Here is a 21,593-nt window from a genome sequence, read left to right as displayed (position 1 = left end):
GTGCGGTGAAGATTCGACACCTCCACCACACACGGGGGCCTTCGCCACGATCAAGACCGGCCCACGTTAACAACGCTCGTGATCAATACACCTAGTCCCGGACGGCGAGCTTTTGCCTGACGACTAGCCGCCCTGCTGATTCACGCCACGCAGGAGGGCCCGACTGGCAGGGAGCCGTCCGACGTGCTGCTGTGCGCCCCCGGACGCTGCCAGTGCTTCGGCCTTTCCCCGTCCGGGCATGTCCACTGCGGTTCTCCCGTCCCAGAATTCCCACTATCGCGGCTACGTGCGAGAGCAGCGCGCCATGCAGGCCCCTGTGAACAAGGAGGACCCATTGGTCACGTTCGCCCCCGGATTCGAGCTTCAACCGTTCTTCTGTCCCATTGAAGAAGCCATCCATCCCGACTACGAGGAGTTGGCGCGTGCCTGTGTCGAGTGGGCCGACGCCAACGACATGTACGGCGATGACGCGGTGGAGCGAGCCTGGGGCCTGTTCGGAACCCGCTCCGACCTCGCCTTCGCCCGCGGATGCCCTGCCGCCCCAAAGGACCGCATGTTCATTCTGATGCTGTGGGCACTGTGGATCTTCGTGGGAGACGACAACCACCACCACGACACGAACAGCATCGGACTGACCGGCCGCCCCGGAGGTCCCAGCAACAAGATCGCCCGCATGGTCGACCTAGCCGGCCGTATGACCTGTGCCACCGATGGCCCCGAAACACTTCTCGACAAGGACAGGAACGGAGGCAGTCGCCTCGTACGCACCCTCGCCCGAATTATGGACATGATCCGGGCGAGGGCGACTCCCACCCAGATGCAGCGAATTCTGGACCGGCAGCGGCAATGGGTTCTAGGAGAGCTGTGGCTGTCCAGCGCTCTGGAACTCGGCATCGTCCCGACGGTCGAGGAGTACACCATGCAACGGCACAGTTCCTCCGGAGGGCTCTACGCGTTCGAGGTGCAGGCGTGGGGCCAGGACCTGCGCATGACGGACGCCGAACGGAACCATCCCACCGTCGTCGCCGCCGCCAACGCCGCCAACATGGTCATCTCCTGGGACAACGACCTCATCTCCTACCCAAAGGAGGAACGGCACGGCGAGGAGAAGGGCAACAGTGTGGGGGTCATGGCCCATCAACTCTGCTGCTCGCCCCAGGACGCGGTGGCGGAGGTCACGGCGGTCCGAGACCGTGTGATGTCGCTGTTCCTCGCCCTCCATGAGAAGCTCACCCACACCGGCAGCGACGACGTGCGCCAGTTCGTCGATCTCCTTGCGCACATCATTCGCGGGCATCTGGACTGGGCCGTCGCAATCCCTCGATACAGGGAGATCACCGACCACAAGGAACCGCCGACACTCGATCTGCCCCAGATGCGCATGGAGTGGTCGCACGCACCCTCCGACCCCTGCATGGAACCCGTCGACATTGGCCCCATCAAATGGTGGTGGGATCAGCTGCGCTGAAACAGCAGCCCGGAACGGGGTGGGTCGTGGCCATCCGAGACAGCAGCATCACGCCGGCCGCGACGTCGGAGACGCTGACGGCGGTGACCAAACGGTCAGGAGCAGGCCCAGCGTGTCGCAGCCCAAGTGATGCTTGTGGCTGGCAATCCGTTTTCCGGCGTCGGTGACCTGGGCGGCGCGGTGCACGGGGCAGAGGTCTCGACGAGTTTGGGAGGCCAGCACGCAGGCGTACGGATCGGCGCCCGGCCCTCGGCCCTTCGGACCAGGCGCCGCCGATCGCGGCCCTGGACAAGCTGCGGTTGTTCGGCAACGCGCGCGGGCGGCCCTCACCCGATCACCAGATTGGGCCGTGTCCGCAAACAAGGGCGCTGCTGAGTTACTGCAGACACCGCCGTCGATGCTGGCCGTTTCCACCATCCCGTACGTTTCCTCCGGCTTCACGAAGACCTTGCCCCCGAGCAGGTGCCGTCTTCAGCACCTGACACGTACGGGTGGGCGGGCGGGTCTCATGAGACACCGCTCAGTATGGAGAAGGACGGGCACCGGCTGATCATGTGGCGGACCGAGGACACCGCCCGGCTACAGCGCCGCACCCGCCCCGACGGCACCGTGAACGACGTCACCGCCAACACGGCCCGCCGGTACTCCCATGTCTGACACGGTCGATGCGCTTTCCCAGCCGGTCGGACGGGCGGGTCAGCGCAGTCCGGCGAAGAGATCGTTTTCGGGTATGGCCGCGCCGGTGGCGTCCTGGACACGTACGAAGGTCTCCATGCCCATCAACTCGCCGAACCTCTCCTTGCCCATCTTGAGGAAGAAGATGTTCTCGCCCTGACTGGCGTGCGCGGCCAACGCGTCGAACTTCTGGCCGCTGAACGCGGTGGTGTCCACCCACGTGGTGATCTCATCGTCGGGGAGGCCGATCTCGGCCATCGCGGCGGCCTCGGCAGGATCCGGCTCCGGCATGTCCTCATGAAACTCGCGCATGATCTCGCCGAACCGCTGCATCATCGAGCGGGGCATCGTCGTCCAGTACACCTTCGGTGTCAGCGCGGTCATCTCCAGCGCCGCCATCGTGATGCGGTGGGCCTGGATGTGGTCGGGGTGGCCGTAGAAGCCGTTCTCGTCGTAGGTGACGACCACATCAGGTCGGTAGTGCCGCATGAGTTCCGCGAGCCGGGCCGCGCCTTCCTGCACGGGCGTCTGCCAGAAGGATCCGGGGGCGTCGTTGCTCGGCCAGCCCGTCATCCCGGAGTCGGCATAGTCCAGCATCTCCAGATCGCTGACCTGCAGGACGTCACAGCTCGCCTTAAGTTCTTGACGGCGCATCAAGGCGACCGCCGCCGGATCGTGCCCGGGATCACCCGGCTTGACACCCCCCGGCCCGTCACCGCAACCGCCGTCGGTACACGTCACGAGAACCGTGCGGATGCCTTCCGCCGCGTACCGCGCGAGGACCCCTCCGGTTCCGGTGGCCTCGTCGTCGGGGTGGGCGTGTACTGCCATGAGCGTCAAGGGCCGGTCAGTCATGAAACAGTCCTCCTGCAGAAAATACGTCTTGGTCCGAGTGCGCGGCGGGATACCGCGCCCCTGGGGCCCGTCCCTGGTGGAGCGGACGACCTTGTGGTCTCCGTGCTCCCCGCCCGTGCGGCGCCGGTCCCTCGGTCGATGCAACCGTCCCGACCGGACCGGCTGTTCCCGGCTCCAGGCATCGGCGTTTCAACGCCAACGAGGTACAGGCGCGACCTGCATGTTCCAGCGCCACGTCGGTCCGACTTCCATCCGGCACTGCCGCCGCACTGGCTGGATGGCGAACAGGCCACCCGCACCCGATGGCGCACGCTCGTCACCGCCCGCCAGCACCGCCCCCCACAACCAGTAGAAGCAGAAGGGAACGGCATTCCCGTGCCACGTCCCAACCGTCTGACCTGCACGCATGGTGCGAGGAGACTTCGATGCTGAGGCCTGTCCGTCTGGGGAACTACTGACCTTTGCGGCGTGATGTCGTTGAGGGCTGACGATGTGTGATCGTCGCGGTATTCCGGTTGTGTGAGATATCCGCAGGGTGGTGGGCTGACGCCTGAACGGCAGGCGTTTCGCGAGCGGATCCGGCTGGAGGCTGCGGAGCGATTCGCTGCCGGTGCCTGCAACGCCGAGGTCGCCAAGGACTTACGGGTGAGTGTGCGCTCGGTGCAGCGCTGGCGCCGGGCCTGGCACGACGCCGGAACCGAGGGGCTGGGGTCTGCCGGGCCCGTGTCACGGCCCAAGCCGAGTGAGGCCCTGTTCGCCGTGCTCGAGCAGGAGCTGGCGAAGGGGCCGGTCGCGCATGGCTGGCCGGACCAGACGTGGACGCAGGCGCGCATCAAGACGCTGATCGGGCGCCGGTTCCACAAGAGCATGACGCTGTCGGCGATCGCGCGGATGCTGCACCGGCACGGGTTCAGCCACCAGGTCCCGGCCCGCCGAGCCATCGAGCGCGACGAGGAGGCCGTGGCGGGCTGGGTGAAGGAGACCTGGCCGCAGGTGGAAGGTCCCTGGCGGCGCTCGACGCCTGGCTGTGCTTCGAAGACGAGGCCGGCTTCTCGATGACGCCGCCCACCGCACGGACCTGGGCCCGGCGCGGACGCACACCCGTCATCCGGGTCCGGGGACGCTCCCAGCGCCGCTTCTCCATCGCCGCTCTGGCCTGCTACAAGCACGGTGAACGCTCACGGCTGAACCGGCCTCACCATGACGACACCACGGCAATCACGTCAGTAGTTCTCCCGGGACCTGGGCCGGGCGTCCACTCCACGCAGAAGCGGCGCCGGCCCGGGAAGCGCAGGCGCGAGCGGGAGGCACCCCCGTGTCCTCCCGCGCGGCCGCGCACCGGGATCAACGGGGCGCCGGCAGGCCGCGCTCCGCGGAGTTCATGAAGTCCAGCATCAACCGGTTGGCCCGCTCCGCGTGGTCGATCTGCGGCCCGTGGCCGGTGCTGGAAATGATCTCGGCCCTGGCGCCCGGGATCAGCCGCGGGACGCGTTCGGCCTGCCGCTCCGGATGCAGCAGCAGGCTGCGGCGGCCGAGCACCAGGTACAACGGGACGTGAATGGTGGCCAGTTCCGCCTCGGTGAGGGGCAGCGGCGCGGGCCGGCGGACGCGGTAGGCGCGGACGCCGGCATGGACCATGGCGCGGAGCTCGGGCACGACGAGGACCGGCTGTTCCAGCCAGGAGGCGAGGCGGGGCCGCAGCCGCTTCGGCGCGAACGTGGCGAAGAGGCTGACGAAGATCCAGACGAAGAAGCGCAGGCCCACCTTCTCCAGACCGCCGGGGTCGAGCAGCGTGACCGAGGCCAGCCGCTGCGGCGCCCGGTGCGCCTGGTTGAGCGCCAGCCAGCCGCCGTACGAGGAACCGACGAGGTGTACCTGGTCGAGGCCCAGCCCGGCGAGGGCCTCGACCAGCCACCGCGCGGCGTCGGGTGGTGCGTGCAGCGGGGCCCGCTGCACGCTGCGGCCCGGGTCACCAGGGGTGTCGAGGGCGTAGACCGGGCGTTCGGCGCTGAGGGCGGGGGTGTTCGGATACCACACGGCGGAGCACGAACCCGCCCCGTGGACCAGGACGACGGGGGTGCGGTCGCGCGCGGCCGGGTCCTCGGGGTCGTAGCGGTACACGTGCGTCGTTCCGTACGACGTCTCCACGTCCTGCTCCCAGGACGCGGGTGCGCCCAGTGCGTAGAGCGCGTCACAGGCCGCGAAGTAGCGCTCGCGCCACGCCTCGCTGACATAACGGCCGACGTCGGGTCGGGGTCGGGCTGCTGCGGGCTCGGACACGGCCACCTCCGGCAGTCGATGTTTATGATACGAACGTACCATGAAAATGGTACGGCTGTATCATCAAGGGGTCCGGGAACGATCACCCGAGATCAGGCCCGCGAGCCGAGGAACGGAGCCGGAGGATGCCCAGGCGCGTGGACCACGCAGAGCGGCGGACGGAGATCGCCGAGGCGCTCGTGCGGGCCGCGGGGCGCCGCGGACTGCACGCGGTGGGGATGCGGGATGTAGCGGCCGAGGCAGGTGTCTCCCTACGGCTGGTGCAGTACTACTTCGAGTCCAAGGAGAAGCTGCTGCTCTTCGGACTGCGCCATCTGGCCGGGAGGTTCGGGGAGCGGGTGGCCGCCCGGATCCGCGCCACCGGGACCGGTCCGGGGCCGCGCGCGGTGGTCGAGGCACTGCTGACCGCGGCCCTGCCGGTCGACGAGGAGAGCCGGCTCTTCCACCACCTGTACACCTCTTACGCCATGCTGTCCGTGACCGACGAGGCCCTCGCCGCGCAGCCGTTCATCAAGGATCCTGACGCGGCCGAGCAGACCCTTACCGGGCTGCTGCGGCAGGCGGGGGACGCCGGGCTGCTGCGTCCCGGCGTGGACGCGCACGCGGCGGCCGTCGGGCTGCTGGCCATGTCCGCAGGCCTCGGCACCAGCGTCCTGGTGGGCCAGCGCGACGCGGAGTCCGCCACCACCGTGCTCACCTACCATCTAGACCGGATCTTCCTGGACCGGCCTGGGCACGCACCCGGTTACCTGACCACTGGGACGGGCCCTCGGTCACTGTGATGGTCAGCTTGGGACGAGTTCAAAGCGCTTCCGTTGTAGTGCTGTCAGTGCCACGCGTCCAGGTCGTCGCCTGTCAGGTGGACGGTGTAGTCGACACCTTCCTGTTCTGCCTGGCGGGCCATCGCGGTGGCGTACTCGGCACGTGCCCGCTGGTCTTCGTCGCTGATGGGCGGGTGCACGGGGTCGGTGGCCGGGGCGGGCCACAGTTGGATCAGGTGGCGCTCACCGCGGTCGCCGATGCCGGGTTCGTAGTCGTCTGCGTGACAGTACAAGCGCATCCTCACCCGCTGGTCTGCGTCAGGGGAGGCAGGCATGTGGAGGGCAGGTTCGTCCTCCGGCCATGCCTCCGAGACGTTTCCAGGGTCAAGGAGTTCCAGGTGGATGGGGCCGCCGTGGGACAGCAGGCTCATCTCTTCCGCAGGCTCCCACTGATCGGCGGCCTGCGGATCAGGCTCACTGTCATGGACCTGGACGGTCATCTGCAAGGGGCCTGTGTCGGTGGTGGTGAGGATGACGGCGCTGGAGTTGTCGACGGGGCCGCAGCGCCAGCCGTATGGCATCTCGGCTGGGTAGCCGTCGTGCTCGGCAAACCCGAGGATGTAGCCGTCCTCACCGAGGTCGGCGGTGAATACGGACTCGTGCACCAGCATCAAAGCCCCCTACTCCGTACACCGAGAGGCCCCCTCCCCCCTACTCCGTACACCGAGAGGCTCCCCTCCCCCCTTCTCCGGCCGGGGAAGGACACCCCTCGGTGTAGCACACGCGGTGTCCTGATCAGACGATCACGTAGAAGGGTCGTGAGCCATGACGTGGAACTGGCGGCGCCAGATGGTGATGGCACCGCCCTGGCTGTTGTTCTCCTGCCTGTTCACCCACCCGATCGTGCGCTGGTTCGCCGGCAGGTTCGCCGCGGGCGCGCAGCTTGTGGATGCCCTCGTTGATGCGCGGCTGTCGAACAGGACCAGACCGGTCGGCACCTCGGGAATGGCGCACCCGGTGGTGCCGAAGAAGTTGTCGCACCGGTAGACGACGGAGTCGTAGGAGACGGTGCCGGGCGTGTAACCGGGCTTGGTGAACGTGTACGTGTAGGGGGTCTTCGCCTTGGGGTTGACCTTCTTCGTGGCGATCGGGCCTGTCGTGCAGCCGATGCTGCCGCTCGCGGCGCCGCTGCTGAGAATGCGGCCCTGCGCGAAGCGAACCGTAGCCTTCGTCCCGCCACCGGAAGCCGCCGCGATGTCCACGGCCACGCCCGTGCCCGCACGTGTCGTCTTCGCCTTGGAGACGGTGAACTTCTCCGACCAGATTGCAGACTTCGCGTTCAGGGCCATCTGGTGCTTGACGTCGAAGTCGACGGTACCTTCGATTGCAGGCTTGCCCTCGATGACCTTGATGACGTCGACGTGGATGGCGACCCACTCACACTCGCTGTACCGATTGATCGTGATCTTATTGATGGTACAGGTGGCATTGGACGCCGGACCGGCAGCGAGTCCATTCACGTGCAGCCGAGCCGAGCCGACGGTGACACGCAGTCGTCCGGCACCAGACTGGTCGGCCAGAGCGGACGGAACAGCCGTTCCCAGCAGCCCCAGCGCCACAGCCCCCGCTGTGAGCAACACTCTCAATTTCACGTTGTACCCCCATGTGTCGAACGCAGCCGACAAGGTCCCGCGGTCAACTCCACGCCGACCGCCTCGCCCCCTACATCCGCCACCGCCTTGAGGAGCAGCACCGCGCCACGGTCGTCTTCCTCGCCCGCCACGATCCGGAGTGCACCAAGTGAAACGTGTCCTGCCCGACGCCGACACCGTCAAGGCCACCATCGACACAGTCCTTCAAGAGGCGTCCGCCAGCGGACAACGCCCGACCGTCACCGTCATCGAGCGGCACCTCGGCATCCCCCACGCCACCTTCCACCGCCACTACGCCGGCCTCATCGACACGCACTTCCGACCCCGCATCCCCGCGGCCCGCGCCGAGGCGGACACCGGCCGGCCGAGAGCCGATGAGGGGAAGGAAACGCCCCTTCACCGACTACGGAAGGAGAACACCGACCTGCGCCGGACCCTCGCCCTGTACGAAGAAGCCATCCGACAGCTCACCCTCGAAAACCACGCCCTGCGCCAGGGCGCCACCGTCGTCCCCCTGCCCACCCGCAGTCAAACTCTCCCGCCATGACAGCCGCCGCCCCTGACCTGGGTCTCTTCGGGGGGCCGCTCAACGCGCGAGAACGGGCAACTGCGCGAAGTCGCGACGTGTGGCCCTGACTCCCTCGATCGAGCCGATGCTCGCCGAAGCCCGGCGGCAGCTGCCCCCGGACGGGGCAGCTGCCGCACAACTGGACGGCGGAGCAGAAGCCAGACGGCTTCAGGGCTATCTTGTTTGCTCGTCCCGGCATGGAGATGCTCCAGTCCCGCCAGGGCGCTGACTCACTGGCGCCTTCCCCGACATCGTCACCGCGGCCACCCAGCTGGGCGAGGCGGTTGTGCTGGATGGTGAGCTCGTTCTGCCGCTCCAGGGGCGGCTGAGATTCGGGGAGTTGCATCGTCGTGTTTGCCGCCGAGGCCGCAGCGCAGTTCAGGCGGCGGCCGAACGCCCGGCCTGCCTGATCGTTTTCGACGTCCTGGAGATCGGGGACACCGAGCTGCTCGCCTGGCCGTATCGCGAGCGGCGCGCGATTCCGGAGGACTGCCTCGCCCGCGAGGTCCTGACCGCTCCGTTCACGCTGTGCCCCGCCACGAGGACCGGGCGATCGCGCTTGACTGGCTGGATCCGTCCTGGGGCACCGCCGGTATTGAGGGAGTGGTGGTCAAGGGCGGTGAGCAGCCCTATCTGCCGGGCAAGCGTGCCTGAATCAAGGTCCGGTCACGCTTCACCAGTGAGGCGCTGATCGGCGGGGTGACCGGGGCGTTGGAGTCCCCGGGCACGCTCCTGCTGGCCCGGTACGACGGCGCAGGTCGCCTGCGGCTGATCGCAGGCACCACACCGTTGCCGACCGCCTTGCGTCGCGAGCTCGCGCAGCAGTTGCCACCGGCCGGCCACGATCACCCCTGGCACGGGCGTCGCTTCGGCGCCGGATGGGGCACCCGCGGCGAGCTGGACTACCGCCCCGTAGGGCCTGACCTGGTCGCAGAGTTCTCGGCCGACACGGCGGTTGACGAAGGCCGTTACCGTCATCCCGTCCGGTTTCTGAGGCTCCGCGGGGACCTCAGCCCACGCCAGGTGCCGCTCATCGGCGCCTGAGCGTGTCCCGCACGATGTCGTCGCCCGTGCAGGCGTCAGCTGGGTCAGGCTTCGACGAGGGGCCAGATCGCCACAGCGGCGTCTGGCTCGCTTTATCACCCGTGACAAGGGTCGCCAGGGCGACACTCACCGCACAGCCCCAACCGGCTGGGGTCCTCGGCCCGCGGTCAGTCGGGCTGCGGCGACACCCTGTCGCTCGATCGACTCGAGGTCAGCCGGAGTTGATGCTCCTGCCGCGGGCTGCTCTTGTGGGTCGGCTCAGTTCAGCGCGTCGAGGGCGGCGAGGATGTCGGCTGGTTCGGCGCGGGTGGTGTAGTCGGTATTGACGAAGGCCCAGCGGATCTCGCCGTCGCGGTCGATGACGTAGGTGGCGGGCAGCGGGAGGGTGCGCGGGTGGCCGTCGTTGACGCGCTGGAGGTCGAAGCCGAGCTTGTCGTAGACGGCGGCGAGGTCGTCAGGGAGGTCGAAGGTGAGGCCGTACTGCTTGGCGGTGTCGGAGCCGATGTCGCTGAGGACGTCGAAGGCGAGTTCGTGCTTCTCGGTCAGGGTGAGGGATTCGTCGGGGATCTGCGGGGAGACGGCCACCAGGCGGGCGCCGCGGGCGGTGATCGCCTCATGGTGCTGCTGGAGGGAGCGCAGGGCGATGTTGCAGTACGGGCACCAGGCACCTCGGTAGAAGGTCAGCACGACCGGGCCGTCGGCGAGCAGGTCGTCCAGGGCCAGGGTCTGCCCGGTCGCGGAGGGGAGGTGGAAGCGCGGGGCCCGGGCGCCGACGGTCAGGGCGCGGTCGGCCTCACCGGAGTCGGCGAGTTCCTGGCCGGCCCGCTGCATGATCTGTCGGATCTCGGTGGGGATCTGCTGCTGGCGGGCTTCGTAGAAGGTGCGCAGTTCGGCGTTGAGGGTGGTCATGGTGCTGGTTCCTCCTGGTCGGCGACTAGAGCGGGACCAATGAATCTTGAAATGGCCGTTCCAAGATAGGGGTATGCGCGGTCCTGCGCTAGTCGTGCGGAAGTCCGGTGAGCCAGAGGCTGGTGAACGGGCGGTGGTCGGCGAGGGCAAGTGCCTTGATGAACGCGGCGAGATGGACGGCGCGACGGGCGAGGCAGCGGCGCACGCGGGGGGTCTGTGACCCGTACGCGGCCGCCCAGAGGGCTGGTATGCGATCCATGGGGGCATGGTCCCGGCGCGCTGCACCCCTGGGGCGATCGTGGACGAACCTGGAAGACACCGCGCTGCTGGGGCCTGTGCTGCTCTGTACCTCTCGGCACCTTTGCGGCGTGCTGAACTGGGAGTATCTTGGAATCCTCATTTCAGGATGGTGGGTGGACCATGCCGGACATCAAGCACTTCGATCCGGACGCCACCCTGGAGACCGTGGTGCGGCTGTTCTGGAGGCAGGGCGTGGCCTCGACCGGGATCCAGGATGTGGTGACCGCGACCGGGCTCAACCGTTCCAGTCTGTACGCCACGTTCGGCGGCAAGCAGGAGCTCTACCTCGCCGCGCTGCGCCGCTACCTGGAGCAGCGGTCCCAGCCGATGTTCCGGCGCCTGGCCGAGGATGAGCGGGGACTGCCCGCGATCTCCGAGTTCTTCCGCGGCCTGGTCGAGGCCCGCTGCTCGGGTGAGTACGCCCGCTGGGGCTGCATGGTCTCCAACGCGCATGCCGGGGCGGAGAACAGCGACCCGGAGGTGCGCGCCGTCCTCAACCAGCACCACCAGGAGCTGCGTGATGCGATGTACGCGGCGCTCGTCACGGCCGAGCAGCAGGGGCAGCTGTCCCCCGGTGCCGATCCCGGCACTTCCGCGGACCTGCTGGCGCTGCTCGCCTACGGCGTCAACCTGCGCTCCCGCACCGGTGCGGATGCCGCGACCCTGCGCACGACGGTGACCGCCGCCCTGGACTCGATCGGAGCCCGAGCGGCGGCCTAGACGTGCATGGATCTGCTCTCAGCTAGGGTTGGGTGGAGGTGACGTGCCCGGACACAGGATGGGGGCCGCCGTCGCTTCGGTTTCTGCCACATCCGCCGTGTAGTGCCCGGGCGACGTAGCGTCGAAGCCCTCGGGGGCCTTCACGGCCTTCAGGGCGAAGGTCACGACCACCGGCACCGCCACGTTCAGCACGAACGCGGTCAGGCCGATGTAGCCGATCTCGCCTATGCCCGGGATCTCCTTCGCCGAACCCCCAAAGTGCTGCTGGGTCGGCGAGGCGACGCCGTACGCGGCGAGGGTGCCGTAGACCATGCCGACCGCCCAGCCCGCGTGCAGCGCCCAGCGGTGGAACCAGCGGGTGAACAGGCCGCCGACCAGGGCCGGGAAGGTGTGCAGGATCCAGATCCCACCCAACAGCTGGAAGTTGATGGCCACCGTCTTGTCCATGGTGAGAACGAAGACCAGCGCGCCCGCCTTCACTAGCAGCGACACCAGCTTGGAGACGCGCGTCTCCTGCTTCGCCGTGGCGTCCGGCTTGAGGAAGTCCTTGTAGATGTTGCGGGTGAACAGGTTCGCCGCAGCGATCGACATGATCGCCGCCGGCACTAGCGCGCCGATGCCGATCGCCGCGAAGGCCCCCCCGCGAACCAGGCCGGGAACATGTCCTCGAAGAGCTGCGGGATCGCCAGCTGCCCGTTGGTGACCTTGACCCCGGCCGCGATCGCCATGAAGCCGAGCAGAGCGAGCAGGCCCAGCATCAGGGTGTAGAGGGGCATCACCGTGGTGCTGCGCCGGATCACGTCGCGGCTGCGGGAGGACAGCGTCGCCGTGATCAAGTGCGGGTACATGAACATGGCCATCGCGGAGCCGAGCGCCAGCGTCGCGTACGTCCACTGGGCGTTGGGGGCGCTGACCAGGGCGCCGCGTGGCTTGCCCGTGGCGGGGCCGGTCTGGCTGTATGCCTCGCTGGCCTTGGCGAAGATGTCGTTGAAGCCGCCCAATTATGTACAGCCAAGCGGCGAGCGCGCAGGCGGGGATGGCGAGCAGCGAGGAGATGAACAGCAGTGTGGCGGCGGACATGCCGTGCCGGCCTGCGGATTCCAACTGGCTGGGCAGGAAGGTGATGAAGCCCCAGTAGACCAGGCCCCAGGCCAGCGCGTAGGCGCTGACCACCAGCGTCTTGGCGGTCTGCGGGCGCTTGAACAGAGCGGAGGCGGGCACTTTCGCCGTTCGCGTCTGGCGGGTGGTGAAGGCGGCCGATTCGGGGATCCAGCGGTTCATCGCGATCAGGATCAGCACCAGGGGAAGCTGGGCGAACCAGGTCACGCGCCAGCCGGCCAGCGGGATGAGGACGGCGGCCAGCCCGGAGGCAGCCATGGAGCCGCCGGTGGTGGTGAGGCCGGCCTGGAGGACCAGGATGGCCGCGCGCCGGCCGGGCGGCAGGCTCTCGGTCATCAGGGCGTAGACGACGGGCAGCATGCCGCCGGCCGCCATGCCCATCAGGGCGCACATGACGAGGGTGCCGCTAAGCGCGCTGTCCGCCTCCGACGCACGGCTGCCGAAGGGCGCGCGACGGCTGCTGCGCCTGCTGGCCCTCCATCCGCCGCAGGAGATCGAGGCCGCCACGGCCGCCGCGCTCCTGGGCGAACCACCCGCCACTGCCGAGCATCACCTCGCCACCCTGACGGCAGCGCACCTCATCGAGCGCACCGCGCACGGAGGCTTCCGGCTCCACGCCCTCGTCCACGCCTATGCGGAGGAACGTATCTGCATCGACGAGCCGGCCACCCGCATCCGACAGGCCCTGGGCCGCCTGCTGGAACACGGCCGCAGCCGCGATGCCGCCGTACCACTGGAAACCCGAACCCTCCGCACACTCCGCCTGCCCGTACCCCGGCAGCACGCCGAAACGGACGAGGCGTCCCCGCTGCTGCAGCAGCTGCACGCAGGGCGGGTACTCGCAGCCTGATAGGCCTCGCATCCGATGCGTCCTACGGATACCAAGAGGAGGAGAGCATGCCCGCCGACCAGCTCCCAGTGCTCGTCTTCGACGTCAACGAGACGCTCAGCGACCTCACGCCGCTGCGTGGCCGCTTCGAGGAGGTGGGTGCGCCGGGGCATCTGCTGCCGACCTGGTTCGCCGGGGTCCTGCGGGACGGCTTCGCGCTGACGGCCGCGGGCGCGTACGCGGATTTCGCGGACGTCGCACGTGACGGACTACAAGCGGCGTTGTCCGGGCTGGACGGCTGGGCGGGAGACAGCGATGCGGCGGCGCGGCACATTCTGGACGGCCTCGCCGACCTGGACGTGCATCCCGATGTTCCGGGCGGAGTTGGGAAGTTGAGCGATGAGGGTTACCGGCTGACGACGATGACCAACGGCAGCGTCGCCCTGACCGAGCGGCTGCTGGACAAGGCCGGCGTACTGAACCGCTTCGAGTGCCTCTCTGACGTGAGCGGTCCACGCTGCTGGAAACCGGCCGCAGCCGCCTACTACTACGCCGTCGAACGAGCCGGCGTACGCCCCGACCAGGTGCTCATGATCGCCGTGCATCCCTGGGACATCGATGGGGCGCAGCGAGCCGGCTTGGAGGGTGCGTGGCTGCGACGCGGAGCCTCCGCGTACCCGCAGACGATGACCCCGCCGAGGCACGTTGCGCGAGACTTGCAAGAGCTTGCGGATGTGTTGGCCTCCGACCGACGGACCGCCGCACCAACCAAGTAAAGCCAGCTGGTGCCGAAGGACCGGTTCAGGTTCATTACGGCCGGACAACGGACAGCCCACAAACCCTGTCCATAACTTCGGCTCGAGCGTCCAGTCCGGTGACCCGGGGACGGCAGTGACTGGGCGGGCCAGAGCGAACGGGGGCAGGCAGAGTGAAGGGCGGCACCGGGACCTCCTGCGGGGCCTTCAGCGCAGGTCGACGGCCCCAGCGCGTGCGCCCCCGGACCTGCCAGGGTGCGGGAGCAGCTGCTGCCAGCGTGGCCACTCCGACACAGGCATCTCCACACCTGGGCAGAGCCCAGGGCAGCGCCTCGTTGGGTCAGAGTTCGAATGCGCCGCTGCAGAAGGCGTCGTCGCGTGCCAGGGCCGGGAGGTGACTCCTTCCCATCCGTTGAGCCGGTCCGCGAGGCGTGTCTCGGCTTCGTCCGTCAGGTAGGCGCGCACCGTGTCCTTGCCGCCGGCATCGAGCATCGCGGTCAGCTGACGGCGGATGCTGTGCACCGTGCGGTTGGCCTGGACGGCGAAGACAGTGGCCAACCCCTGGGAAGAAGGACTCGCCGCCGCGCGCGGGTGGGCTGAGCAGAACGGGCCCCTGCTCGCGCCGTTGGACGCCACCCACCAGGGATACCGCGTGGGCATCTGGCTGAAGAACGCACGGGCCGCCGCCCGGAAGGCGCAAGAGAACGACCAGCGGCGTGCCGAGGGACTACCGGTGGAGTCTGCGGCCGGGGCACTGGCGGAGGAACGGCGCGAACAACTGGAAGAGATCGCCCCGTCCTGGTGGCCCCGCCTGGCCCGTGGAATGGCAACGCGCCTTCCACCTCACCCGGCTCCACCTCGAAGCCGGCGGCGAGCTGCCCATGAAGTCGGGCGAGTTCGTGCACCAGGGCGAAGACCTGGACCGGTGGGTACGGGCGCAGCGGCTCAGCCGGGACCGGCTTACGACCGTGCAGCAGTGGATGCTGGAGCAGGTCCTCGGCATCCAACCCGCCAGCGACGACGAGAAACCCAAGCCGCGCCGCAGCCAAGCCGACGAATGGGCCCTCAACTACGCCGCCGCCAGACAGTACTAGCAGCGCGAGGGGCATCTGAGGGTGCCGAGGAAGCACGTCGAACGGATCATCGCTCGCGGGAACAGGGACGGCGGCAGCGGCGAGGAACAGGAGGTCCGGCTCGGAGCATGGATCAGCAACCAACGCAGCCGAGCCGCAACCCTCTCCCCGGAACGCATCGGACAACTCTCACCGATCGGCAGGACGTAGAAGGCGGCTTACGGATCAGCCGCGGGGCGGACAGGCCGATCACATCCGCCCCCACTGACGCAGGGCCAGCCGTCCTGCCGCTCGACCTCAGCGCTCGGTCAGCTCCTCCCCCAGCCCCTCGGTCGGTCTTCTCGACCTCCGCTCGGGTGAATCCCCTTCAGCCGGTGGGAGGGGGGCCTGCTTGGCTGGCGGCGAGTCAGCACCAGAGCGGGGTGGGGGCGGGTCGTGGAAGACCATGCACCCATCAAGCCTGCGGGACAACTGCAGTGCATGCCCGACGCAAACGTAGATGCTGTCACCGTCCCTGTTGGTGATCTTGTACGTTTTCGGCTCACTACAGATTTGAATTCAGGCGGTTGTAATCCCATTCCCGAGTGCAGCCGTCAGCGGTACACCAAGACCTCCCGGACGCAGAGCGAAGACTCTCTCCGTGTTCGGGGCAGACGCCGCCGCTCAAGCCGCACGGGTTCCCTCCCAGGGTGGCCTCGGTTCCCGTCGGCCGGTTACCCGCGTTGTGCCACGCAGAGTCGAACTGGGCCTGCTTACGCCACGCCTGGGCAACGCCCCATGCCTGGCGGAAGGCCTTGGCCGTCTCAGGCCCACCGATGCCCAGACCGAGCCAGGCGGCGGTCTGAGCAGCGGGCCATACCTTCCCTGCCAGAACATCACCGACCGTACTGGGAGCCATGGTGCAGTTTTTGTCACGAGCCCGAGCCTGCGCACAGATCGTCCGGAGAGAGGGCGGCGGAGAGCAGCGCTTTCGGGTGGACCGGACGAACTCCAGCCACCCCTTGGGGTCCGTAACCCTGAGATCATCTTCGTGCTCAGGCATCGCCGCCCCCGTCAACGCCTCGTAGTGTGTCAACCAACCAAGTCCCGACAGCGCGGAACACTCCTGCGGAGACCTCACTTATAGCGGCCAACGCACGCTTCTTCAGCAGATCAGCGAAAACCGGGTCATCCGCAGGGGCACAAGCGTGCTCACCCGCCGTGCCAGGGCCACTGGGCCTGTCTTGTGTGTTCATGAGATGACCGTGCCGCCGCAGGCACCTGTCCGGCATCAAACCGGACTCGCGACCCTGTCCGACGCACCTCGCCGGACACCCCCGCCGCGCTCATCCCCGAGTTCGGCCAATAGCACCGCGTCTGCTGACTGTGTGAGGGCTTCGAGCGGGTCCTGGCATGGCGTTCCGACGGATGCCACCAGGGTGGAGGCCAGGGTGGATCGGACGGAGTGTGGCAGCGCGGTTCCCTGTACTGCCTGCTTGACCAGAAAGTGGCGACCGGCAAAGCCACCATGTGCGGCAATCCGCTGCAGTGCGCTGGTCACCTCGGCGGCCTTGTCGGTGTCACTCCAGGCGTCGAGAGCAAACCCCAGGTAGGAGGTTTCCTCCGTTTCTGGTGCGTCCCATGGCTCATCCGCTCCTGTTGGCCACCACCGGTGTTCGAACAGGCCGGCGAACGCCTTTGCGCTGGTTTCCGCGTCGCGGACGTTGCGACGGGCGGCAAGGAACTCCAGAAGAGTGTGGTGCTGGGAGACCAAGTCGTCGGCGCGCCAGGACAGCAGCCCGCTCCGCCGGAGGCCAGCGTTAACGAAGCTCCGCCACACGTGCTTGCGTACCCCGGCAGGGCATTGAGCTACTGGCTGGCCGATCACTCCGTCAACGACTGATTCACATGGCCCTTCCTCACTCATGCCAGCAACGAGTGCGCACCACCCTCCAACGTCAACGACAAGGTCACCGCACCTGAGCCACTGACACCCAGACGACGAGGTCCACCTGACACTCCCCCGCAGACCATCACCAGGCCGAACTCGACTACCTGGCGGCCGGTGACGGAGAAGCCGACGCCCGCTTCGGCCGACTCGGCGACGACCTCCACGACCACCTGCGGGCCCGGAACAGCCGATTGAGACGGCCGCCGTCACCGGGTTCGTCGTCGGCGCGGTGGTCGAGATGCGGGCCCGGCAACGCCATCGTGGTGGCCGAACGCCCCGGCATGGGCAAGAGCGCTCTGGCCCTCGGAATCGCCGTCGCCGACTCCGCCTCCAGCCGCCCCACGCTCGTGCACTCCATAGTGATGGGCAAGGGCGAGGTCATGCATCGGGTGCTCGCCGCCCGCGCCCGCGTGGGCCTGCGCCACGTCATGGACGGCGGCCCAGCCATCGAGGACGGCGACCGAGGACCTGACACTGTTCCAGGCCGTCGCACTGCACGCCCTGTTCAGCGACCCGGCCGTGGAGAACGCCGGCCTGACCACACCAACAGCGATCTGGCTGAAGGAGCGCCGCTGGGCGCCGGAAAGACTGCGCAACGACTACGAGCGTCGCCTGCTGCACGCCGAGTCCCGCGCACTGATCTGCTCCCACCGTGATTCCGACCCGGACGCGTTCTTGTGGGAGGACGACAAGCCGACCGGCAGCTTCTATCTCGGCCAGGTCAGCTACTACCTGAACGGCGCAGAGACCGACCTGGCCGCCCGTGTCCCCCGCCTTCTGGCCGAGCTGAACCGGGTCTTTCGTGAGGGGCCGTGGCCCGACCCGTGGCTGCGGCAGTGGCGCGAGCTGTGGGAGGAACTGGCGATCGCCCAGGCCGGCGCCTACCTCGACATGAAGCTGCGCGAGCACCACCTGGAGATGAAGCAGGGCGACGGCACCCGGACCGCCCTCGCAGACGCGCTCGCCGCCTTCAGCCTCGGGCAGCTCTTCAACTTCATCTACCGGGCGGCGAAGGACTCCGCCGCCTACTACCAGCGCGGCGGCGTCAACAACATGCAGGCCGCGAACAGCACGATCGGCCGGATCAGCGCTTCCGCGGACCGGGCCCGGGCGAACGGCTGGGAAATCAAGTCGTTCGGGATGCCGTGGAACCTGCCGTTCTCTGCGATCGCGGAGACGTTCTTCAGCAAGGTGATGTGGCAGGCTGACATGATGCAGGTACCCCTCTCGGCAGCGCAGGTGCCGGCCCGCGCATGGGCAGCCGAGCAGCCCGAAGTTGCACCCGAGCCTACGGTCGAATCACCCGAGCCCAGGGCAACCACCGACTATCTCAAGCATTTCGTGCCCGGCCGCACCAACGAGCCCATGCGGTAGCCCTGGTCACGGCCGACGGAGAGATCACCTTCGGTGACGCTCCTCTTCAGGACATTCGCGCTGCGATCGAGGGGGGTGGAGGCAACAGCACGTACTGGGAACTCAGCGCCCCTGGCAGCGCGAAGACGAAGATGAAGATGACAGCGGCATGGAGGAGTACGACCCGGAGGACAGGAAGATCAAGCTGAGGGGGCCGGTCGCTTTCATGGACCGTCACAACTGGGGTCTGTCCGCCGAGCAAGAGAGGGCCATTAAGGGTGCGCACCGGGCAGCGGTTGTGCGGCTTCGTGCCCGCGGTTGGCTCTAGTCGAACCACGTACGGCTACGCCGCGGCTCCCGGTCCGGCCTCCCGCGGGTCCCCCATCGGCCGGGTCAGCCCGGCATCCTCGCCCGCCCGGCGTGCCGGCTCCGTCTCGTCCAGCTCCCAGTGATGCTGGCACTCCTCGCACCGCGGCCCCGCCTCGCCGGGTTCGAAGACTTCCCCGTTCGGGCAGTCCGTGCCGTCACCGCGGCCCTCGCACACTTCCCTGACGTCCCCCATGCGTTCAACCGTGCGCTGCGCCCCCGCTGGCCGGGCAGAGGGCGTGCCAGGCGCACAGGCGCTCACCCCCGGCATCACGCTTCAACACCCGCGCCAGATGCCCCACAAGTCCTGCTCTGCCTGGAAGACTGGCCATCGTGGAATCAACCCAGCGAACAATGGCAGCCGACCCGTTCGACCCAACCTCGGACGAACACGTCGACGTCCTCACCGGCATGTACGCCGACTACCTTGTCGAAGAACAGGACCGCACCGGCCACATGGTCCCGGGATACGCCGTCGCTGGATTCCTCCGCACCGCCATCATCCGCATCAACGGACAGCCAGCCGGGTTCTTCTCCGCAGACCTCAAGCGATACTCCATCGAGCTGATCTACGTGAAACCGGAGTACCGCGGCCAAGGCGTTGCCACACTCGCCCTCGCCCATCTCGCCCACGCCTGCCCGCAACCAATGGACCTCAAGGCCCCCCTCAGCCCTGGCGGCGAAGCCCTCGCCAAGCGTCTCCGACTCGGCGTTGCCGAGTCGACGCCAGAGCAGATCCAGGAAAACAGGGAGGCCATCAGGCAGGCCGAGCAGGCGCTGAAGCAGAGGTGCCAGCACAAGCGCACGGGAGACCCGCGGCGACCCTGCAAGCCCTGCTACCGGACCGGGCTGAGGAAGTACGCGCGCATCGTGATCGGCGGGTAATGCGAGGGGGTCCGCGCGCTGTTGAAGCAGCAGCGCGGGGTTCCGCTGACCTAACTGGAAGACAACGTGCTGGTCCGTCTCGCCGGGCCGCGTATGCAGGGCGCGCCCGCTGGTGCGGTGCCGGCAGATATGGGGGCCGCGCGGATCGGTCGGGTGCTCAAGGGGCGCAGGCGGCTGGTGTGGGGGTCGCTTCGTACGGTGACCGATCGGCTCGAGTCGCTCGGTCACCCCGCGGCCTTGGATCGCGCCCTGGCCGACGACCCGGCCGCTCTCTACGCCCAGTGGCACGGTGAGCTCGACCCCGCGACCGGGCAGCTGCTCACTCCGTGGCCGCCCGGGAGCGCTGACCGTCTTTGGTACGTCCTCGCGCAGATGGCCGACGCGCACGGGGGCGCGGCGGGTGGCAGTGACAGTGCTGTGCGACCGGGCGGGGTCGTGGCCGGTGGGCGGGTAGATACCGGGGCGTGACCTCGCGGAAGTCGTGCAGGTCTGTGGAGTGCAGCCCTGGCGAGGCTGTGGCGGACCAGCGCGTTCGGCCCTGGGGTGGCGCGTCGGGCGTGGGCGGTCCCGCCAGATGCACATCGGCGCGCCGGGCCAGCCCCTCGATGCCACGGCGGCGCAGCGTGCGGACAGCCTCGAAGAGAACCAGCTGACGCTGGGTGGGCGGCGGCAACGCGACGGGGCACAGCGATGCAGGCGGAGTGATCGCAGCGCCGCGATGGCGGCTGGAGAAGAGATCGGCAAGAAACAACCGCTGCCCGAAGCGGCCCACCTCCTGCCACGAGATCAGGGCGTGGGCGCCGCGGGTGCGGGTGCGGGTGGCCTGCTTACGGCACAGCCGGCAGACCCCGTCCCCGTCAAGGACTGCGTCATGCCGGCACACGGTGGAGGCGGCAGTGACGGTGTAGTTACGGCACCAGGAGGCGCAGCCCTTGCACAGCCAGCCAGGTTCCGCGTGGCGCCCCAGGCCAGACAGTTGGTGCACGAATCCGGCGGCGGGATCGCGGACGGATGGCAGCGCTCGCGCAGCCCTGTCGCATAGTAGAAGCGGGTTGAGCCACAGCACAGACAGGGCGGTGGGGAGACCGGGCCGCCCGGCGAGCAGGTGAAGCAGAACTCCACCCGTGGCATCGCCGGCGGCCGGCGGCCGCACACGGTGCACATGGCCCTGCTGCGGGCCGGAGCGCTCACAGCGGCGGCATCGACCGGCGCAGCGGCCGCAGGACCGGCGCCGCGCCCGGGGCCTGTGCGGCGGACCGGGCCAGGCAGGGGGCGTCGTGTCGACTGTCTGGCCGATTTGAACGTCTCGCCGTCACCCTGGCCGGCTGGACAAACATCCGCGCCGCCCACGACCAACGCCAAACTCACCTGACCAGGCGGAGGGGAACGTGGGACGTGGCTGCGCGAGCGGGCGTGTGCCGCCGTCTTGTGCGGGGATCGTCCCGGCTCAAGCGAGCAATCGGTCCTGGGTACAGAGGGTGGCGGTGGAGCCGCCGTTGCCGGTGTCGGCAACCACACCGAGCCTCTGCCTAGCCTGACAAGGGAGACGACCCACCGCTTCATGCAGCTTTATGGCTCCGCACATGCCCTGCCGGACATACCAAGTAAGGGCCTGAGCGCTGCTACATTCCCCTGGCCAGCAGGGTTGGATCACAGGGGGTACACATGAACGCGGTCCGACGCACGGTGTGTGCCGTGGCAGTGACCATGGCGCTGGGCGTCACGGCTGCGTGTGGCGGGTCTGAGGCGAAGGTCCACTCCGTGGTGTCGCATTCCGCCGGACAGCCGAAGGGCAAGGCTGCGAGCCTCGACCTCAGAGCGCAAGCCGTGGTCCTGAGCGAGAAGCAGCTCAACGTGGTCGCCTTCTCCGACACAGACTTCCCGCTGCTCAAACGCGCACCGAGGAACGACCACACAGGTGTGCTGAGAATTAGGTACAAGGCGGACGCGGGCGGACCCGAGTGCACGACCTTCCTCAACGCCCAGCTAACGAGCGGCGCCTACTATCACGTGCTGCACGAAGTCGACAAGGGATACACCCTCACCACCAG

At 68.4% G+C, this 21,593-nt stretch carries 23 protein-coding genes and 5 pseudogenes; 19 read left to right on the top strand and 9 right to left on the bottom strand.

All coding sequences use genetic code 11. The features are described from left to right. Nucleotides 1-286 precede the first annotated feature (286 nt). Entirely contained in the window at nucleotides 287-1,468 is a 1,182-nt protein-coding gene (locus ABZ624_RS38875) for a hypothetical protein (RefSeq protein WP_360099638.1), read from the top strand. A gap of 525 nt (nucleotides 1,469-1,993) precedes the next feature. After that, a complete protein-coding gene (locus ABZ624_RS38870) occupies nucleotides 1,994-2,125 on the top strand; it encodes a hypothetical protein (RefSeq protein ID WP_360099636.1) in 132 nt (43 codons plus the stop codon). A gap of 39 nt (nucleotides 2,126-2,164) precedes the next feature. On the opposite strand, the gene ABZ624_RS38865 is transcribed toward ABZ624_RS38870, so the two are convergent. Continuing rightward, the gene (locus ABZ624_RS38865; protein WP_360099634.1) at nucleotides 2,165-2,998 is read right to left on the bottom strand and encodes a PIG-L family deacetylase; all 834 of its coding nucleotides are present in this window, start codon (nucleotides 2,996-2,998) and stop codon (nucleotides 2,165-2,167) included. A 519-nt stretch (nucleotides 2,999-3,517) separates the two neighbouring features. Between ABZ624_RS38865 and ABZ624_RS38860 the strand changes: the two genes are divergently transcribed. Next, entirely contained in the window at nucleotides 3,518-4,057 is a 540-nt protein-coding gene (locus tag ABZ624_RS38860) for a winged helix-turn-helix domain-containing protein (protein ID WP_360099632.1), read from the top strand. Beyond that, nucleotides 4,054-4,185 (top strand): annotated as a pseudogene (locus ABZ624_RS38855) (IS630 family transposase); the annotation flags it as partial. The gene ABZ624_RS38860 and the pseudogene ABZ624_RS38855, both read left to right, overlap by 4 nt. 157 nt (nucleotides 4,186-4,342) lie before the next feature. Here the strand turns inward: ABZ624_RS38855 and ABZ624_RS38850 are convergent. Beyond that, a complete protein-coding gene (locus ABZ624_RS38850; RefSeq protein ID WP_360099630.1) occupies nucleotides 4,343-5,284 on the bottom strand; it encodes an alpha/beta fold hydrolase in 942 nt (313 codons plus the stop codon). A 119-nt stretch (nucleotides 5,285-5,403) separates the two neighbouring features. On the opposite strand from ABZ624_RS38850, the gene ABZ624_RS38845 reads away from it, so the two are divergent. Next, entirely contained in the window at nucleotides 5,404-6,060 is a 657-nt protein-coding gene (locus ABZ624_RS38845) for a TetR/AcrR family transcriptional regulator (RefSeq protein WP_360099628.1), read from the top strand. 44 nt (nucleotides 6,061-6,104) lie between these two features. On the opposite strand, the gene ABZ624_RS38840 is transcribed toward ABZ624_RS38845, so the two are convergent. Next, the gene (locus ABZ624_RS38840; protein WP_360099626.1) at nucleotides 6,105-6,710 is read right to left on the bottom strand and encodes a hypothetical protein; all 606 of its coding nucleotides are present in this window, start codon (nucleotides 6,708-6,710) and stop codon (nucleotides 6,105-6,107) included. Nucleotides 6,711-6,842: 132 nt separating this feature from the next. After that, nucleotides 6,843-7,658, bottom strand: a complete 816-nt coding sequence (locus tag ABZ624_RS38835; RefSeq protein WP_360099624.1) for a hypothetical protein — start codon at nucleotides 7,656-7,658, stop codon at nucleotides 6,843-6,845. Between the two features lie 44 nt (nucleotides 7,659-7,702). Between ABZ624_RS38835 and ABZ624_RS38830 the strand changes: the two genes are divergently transcribed. From ABZ624_RS38830 to ABZ624_RS38810, 5 genes and pseudogenes are all read left to right on the top strand, one after another. Further along, on the top strand, nucleotides 7,703-7,843 hold the full coding sequence (locus ABZ624_RS38830; RefSeq protein ID WP_360099622.1) for a hypothetical protein: 141 nt from the start codon (nucleotides 7,703-7,705) through the stop codon (nucleotides 7,841-7,843). Beyond that, on the top strand, nucleotides 7,840-8,238 hold the full coding sequence (locus ABZ624_RS38825; protein ID WP_360099620.1) for a hypothetical protein: 399 nt from the start codon (nucleotides 7,840-7,842) through the stop codon (nucleotides 8,236-8,238). Before ABZ624_RS38830 ends, ABZ624_RS38825 begins: the two co-directional genes overlap by 4 nt. A 307-nt stretch (nucleotides 8,239-8,545) precedes the next feature. Then, nucleotides 8,546-8,695 (top strand): annotated as a pseudogene (locus ABZ624_RS38820) (ATP-dependent DNA ligase); the annotation flags it as partial. A 92-nt stretch (nucleotides 8,696-8,787) separates the two neighbouring features. Beyond that, nucleotides 8,788-8,913, top strand: a complete 126-nt coding sequence (locus ABZ624_RS38815) for a hypothetical protein (RefSeq protein WP_360099644.1) — start codon at nucleotides 8,788-8,790, stop codon at nucleotides 8,911-8,913. A gap of 57 nt (nucleotides 8,914-8,970) precedes the next feature. Continuing rightward, nucleotides 8,971-9,303 carry a hypothetical protein gene (locus ABZ624_RS38810; protein WP_360099618.1) on the top strand — a complete coding sequence of 111 codons (333 nt, stop codon included), beginning with the start codon at nucleotides 8,971-8,973 and terminating at the stop codon, nucleotides 9,301-9,303. Nucleotides 9,304-9,561: 258 nt separating this feature from the next. Here ABZ624_RS38810 and ABZ624_RS38805 read toward each other — a convergent pair whose 3' ends face one another. After that, nucleotides 9,562-10,212 (bottom strand): peroxiredoxin-like family protein, encoded by a 651-nt coding sequence (locus ABZ624_RS38805; protein ID WP_360099616.1) that lies wholly within the window; start codon nucleotides 10,210-10,212, stop codon nucleotides 9,562-9,564. An 88-nt stretch (nucleotides 10,213-10,300) separates the two neighbouring features. Then, nucleotides 10,301-10,471: a hypothetical protein gene (locus tag ABZ624_RS38800; RefSeq protein ID WP_360099614.1), complete on the bottom strand. Its 171-nt coding sequence runs from the start codon at nucleotides 10,469-10,471 to the stop codon at nucleotides 10,301-10,303. A gap of 161 nt (nucleotides 10,472-10,632) precedes the next feature. On the opposite strand from ABZ624_RS38800, the gene ABZ624_RS38795 reads away from it, so the two are divergent. Then, a complete protein-coding gene (locus ABZ624_RS38795) occupies nucleotides 10,633-11,232 on the top strand; it encodes a TetR/AcrR family transcriptional regulator (protein ID WP_360099612.1) in 600 nt (199 codons plus the stop codon). An 18-nt stretch (nucleotides 11,233-11,250) separates the two neighbouring features. Here ABZ624_RS38795 and ABZ624_RS38790 read toward each other — a convergent pair. Then, nucleotides 11,251-12,858: pseudogene (locus ABZ624_RS38790) on the bottom strand (MFS transporter). Between ABZ624_RS38790 and ABZ624_RS38785 the strand changes: the two are divergent. From ABZ624_RS38785 to ABZ624_RS38775, 3 genes and pseudogenes are all read left to right on the top strand, one after another. After that, entirely contained in the window at nucleotides 12,743-13,201 is a 459-nt protein-coding gene (locus ABZ624_RS38785) for a hypothetical protein (protein WP_360099642.1), read from the top strand. The pseudogene ABZ624_RS38790 and the gene ABZ624_RS38785 sit on opposite strands and share 116 nt — an antisense overlap. A 47-nt stretch (nucleotides 13,202-13,248) precedes the next feature. Then, nucleotides 13,249-13,956: a haloacid dehalogenase type II gene (locus ABZ624_RS38780; RefSeq protein WP_360099610.1), complete on the top strand. Its 708-nt coding sequence runs from the start codon at nucleotides 13,249-13,251 to the stop codon at nucleotides 13,954-13,956. A 529-nt stretch (nucleotides 13,957-14,485) separates the two neighbouring features. Further along, a pseudogene (locus tag ABZ624_RS38775) lies at nucleotides 14,486-15,218 on the top strand (helicase associated domain-containing protein); the annotation flags it as partial. A gap of 1,060 nt (nucleotides 15,219-16,278) precedes the next feature. Here ABZ624_RS38775 and ABZ624_RS38770 read toward each other — a convergent pair. Further along, on the bottom strand, nucleotides 16,279-16,761 hold the full coding sequence (locus ABZ624_RS38770) for a hypothetical protein (RefSeq protein WP_360099608.1): 483 nt from the start codon (nucleotides 16,759-16,761) through the stop codon (nucleotides 16,279-16,281). 368 nt (nucleotides 16,762-17,129) lie between these two features. Here ABZ624_RS38770 and ABZ624_RS38765 point away from each other — a divergent pair. After that, nucleotides 17,130-17,363, top strand: a pseudogene (locus tag ABZ624_RS38765) (DnaB-like helicase C-terminal domain-containing protein); the annotation flags it as partial. 94 nt (nucleotides 17,364-17,457) lie between these two features. Next, a complete protein-coding gene (locus ABZ624_RS38760) occupies nucleotides 17,458-18,312 on the top strand; it encodes a hypothetical protein (RefSeq protein WP_360099640.1) in 855 nt (284 codons plus the stop codon). Between the two features lie 322 nt (nucleotides 18,313-18,634). Here ABZ624_RS38760 and ABZ624_RS38755 read toward each other — a convergent pair whose 3' ends face one another. After that, the gene (locus ABZ624_RS38755; RefSeq protein ID WP_360099606.1) at nucleotides 18,635-18,853 is read right to left on the bottom strand and encodes a hypothetical protein; all 219 of its coding nucleotides are present in this window, start codon (nucleotides 18,851-18,853) and stop codon (nucleotides 18,635-18,637) included. 137 nt (nucleotides 18,854-18,990) lie between these two features. Between ABZ624_RS38755 and ABZ624_RS38750 the strand changes: the two genes are divergently transcribed. From ABZ624_RS38750 to ABZ624_RS38740, 3 genes are all read left to right on the top strand, one after another. Further along, nucleotides 18,991-19,542 carry a GNAT family N-acetyltransferase gene (locus ABZ624_RS38750; RefSeq protein WP_360099604.1) on the top strand — a complete coding sequence of 184 codons (552 nt, stop codon included), beginning with the start codon at nucleotides 18,991-18,993 and terminating at the stop codon, nucleotides 19,540-19,542. A gap of 198 nt (nucleotides 19,543-19,740) precedes the next feature. After that, nucleotides 19,741-20,010 carry a hypothetical protein gene (locus tag ABZ624_RS38745; protein ID WP_360099602.1) on the top strand — a complete coding sequence of 90 codons (270 nt, stop codon included), beginning with the start codon at nucleotides 19,741-19,743 and terminating at the stop codon, nucleotides 20,008-20,010. Between the two features lie 1,293 nt (nucleotides 20,011-21,303). Further along, a partial coding sequence (locus tag ABZ624_RS38740; protein ID WP_360099600.1) for a hypothetical protein occupies nucleotides 21,304-21,593 on the top strand: 290 nt, incomplete at its 3' end.

Origin of the sequence: Streptomyces sp. NPDC007205 (assembly GCF_040634095.1) — a bacterium.
In the GTDB taxonomy this organism is placed as follows: domain Bacteria; phylum Actinomycetota; class Actinomycetes; order Streptomycetales; family Streptomycetaceae; genus Streptomyces.
The sequence above is the reverse complement of the archived record's forward strand: the minus strand, read 5'-3'. Positions and strand labels throughout refer to the sequence as shown.